This window comes from Psychrobacter sp. 1U2 (genome assembly GCF_051847575.1).
Genome location: NZ_JBPYDC010000073.1, coordinates 1 through 2139 on the forward strand (window position 1 = coordinate 1; position 2139 = coordinate 2139).

Consider the following 2139-nt stretch of genomic DNA (forward strand, 5'->3'; position numbering starts at 1 on the left):
TGGTGAAGGCGTTAAAGTACTGATGAGTGGTCTTGATTACGAGCGCGCAGTATTGGCCGCAGGTCCTATCGGTATTATGCAAGCAGTGATGGACAATGTCGTCCCTTATATCCACGACCGCAAGCAGTTTGGTCAAGCGATTGGTGAGTTTCAGCTCATTCAAGGTAAAGTCGCAGACATGTATACCATCTTGCAAGCGGGACGTAGCTTCTTATATACTGTCGGTAAAAATCTCGATATGCTAGACCAACGCGGCGCAGGTCATAGTCGAGAAGTACGTAAAGATTGTGCCAGTGTGATTTTATGGTGCGCTGAAAAAGCCACGTGGATGGCGGGCGAGGGCATTCAAATCTTCGGTGGTAATGGCTATACCAATGAGTATCCGCTGGGTCGCTTTTGGCGTGATGCTAAGCTGTATGAAATCGGTGCAGGTACCAGTGAGATTCGCCGTATGCTGGTCGGTCGTGAACTGTTTAACGAGACTAAGTAAAAACTATTGAATGTTCGTTGGATATTAATTTCAAAACAACATCGATACATTAATATCCTCGTGCTAATGGGCTAAATTTTTCTTGCTTGCTGTTCGCAGGCGTGACAGAGGCTGTGAAAACTCATCCCATTAGCACTCTGTATGGGTTTGAAATCGAACAGGCTATAACAAAAAAGCAGGTCGCTCAAAACGTCCTGCTTTTTTTATGTCTATTTTCTATCTTATAAAATCATTATGTCTGTTTGCTATGGTCAAAATAGCGTGCCAGACCATTTAATAATAAATCATCACGCAAGCGCACTGAACGGTTGACGTGCTGGGCGATAATGGATGCATCGCCGCCAGTCATGATCACTTCAAAGTTGGGATGGCGACGGCTAATCTCATTGATCGCCCCAACGATAGATAGTAAGATACCGCGATGTACCGCATCTTGCGTGGTGGTGCCCTGACTGACGCTATCAAAAGTACCGTTAGAGATGGTGATTTGCTTGGTACCAGAAAACAATGACTCACGCTGCAAGTAAATACTGGGGAAAATATAACCGCCTAAATGTGTCGCGTGATCAATCAAATCAATTGTCACCGCTGTACCGCAACCAATTACACATTGACGTTTTTTCTTATCGACCGCGCCCAGCATCTGTAACCAACGATCACAGCCAAGTTGCTCATCATTATAGTCGCTACGCATCAATGGGTGCGCCGCATCGACATGGACAAACTCAAATGGGATGTTTAGACGACTCAGCGTTTCTGTTACTTTGGCGTTGAGCTCGTCACCCAGTACAGACGAGATACCGATAAAGTCAGGTGCATAACGTTCAAAGCGATCGGTTAGACCCATGAGTAATTCGGCAGGCGCTTGCAAATGCTGCTTGGCATCGTGTGCGACTATCTGCCCGATATCATCAGTGAGCCAGTATTTAAGACGGGTGTTTCCAAGATCTAACCAGAGCATAAAAATCCCTTTATATAGTGCTCGTTAAGTATGTGCTCTAAGCCTCACGAGTTACGTCAATACGGCCCGTAAAAAGCGCAGAAATCTTACCGTTATCTTCACGCAATTGCAAACACCCGTTTGTATCGATACTGCAGGCATGACCAGTCACCACATGCGCTTTATCATCATGGTCTTGAGTCACACGTAACCGCAGACCTGCCAGTGCATCCATCGTCGCAAATTCTTGCAAAAAGCTGTCCAGATAATAAGTGTGTCCAGTTGGCTTTTCTATCCCAAAGTGCTCAAAGCGCGTCATCGCTGCTATCAACGCTTTGCTCATTTGTTGATAAAGCGTTTGTAAGGTTGGTAGATTGATATCGTTGCTCTTATTATTGGTATCTGCTTTCAGCATCGCGTAAATGTCTTGTAAGCTGATCGCTTGATAGCTCATGCCTTCGCAAGTTTGCGCGGTTAGCTTTGGTGCAGCTTGTACATTGAGTCCAACACCTATGACCACACCGACCAATTTACCTGCTTTCCATACGGGTTCAATCAAAATACCGGCAAGTTTATTAAATTGAATAATTTGGGTGTCTAGTGTGGCTTTGTTTTATTGAGGTTCATCTGGTTTCAGCAAGTTTTGATCAAAACCCAAATCATTGGCCCACTTGACACCAACAGGGGTCAAACCCTTCGCGCGCAACTG

At 45.3% G+C, this 2139-nt stretch carries 3 protein-coding genes; 1 reads left to right on the forward strand and 2 read right to left on the reverse strand.

What is annotated here, in order from left to right:
* Positions 1-490 (forward strand): acyl-CoA dehydrogenase family protein (locus tag ACS8FD_RS13215; RefSeq protein WP_439276225.1); only part of this gene is annotated, 490 nt, incomplete at its 5' end.
* 232 nt (positions 491-722) lie between these two features.
* Here the strand turns inward: ACS8FD_RS13215 and ACS8FD_RS13220 are convergent.
* Positions 723-1451 (reverse strand): pantothenate kinase, encoded by a 729-nt coding sequence (locus ACS8FD_RS13220; RefSeq protein WP_439262786.1) that lies wholly within the window; start codon positions 1449-1451, stop codon positions 723-725.
* A 37-nt stretch (positions 1452-1488) separates the two neighbouring features.
* Positions 1489-1989, reverse strand: coding sequence for a hypothetical protein (locus tag ACS8FD_RS13225; RefSeq protein WP_439276226.1), 501 nt, complete (start codon positions 1987-1989; stop codon positions 1489-1491).
* Positions 1990-2139 lie beyond the last annotated feature (150 nt).

Bases quoted from the DNA above. Each gene is read 5' to 3' on its own strand.
- ACS8FD_RS13220 (WP_439262786.1), bottom strand. From the start codon at position 1,451: ATGCTCTGGTTAGATCTTGGAAACACCCGTCTTAAATACTGGCTCACT.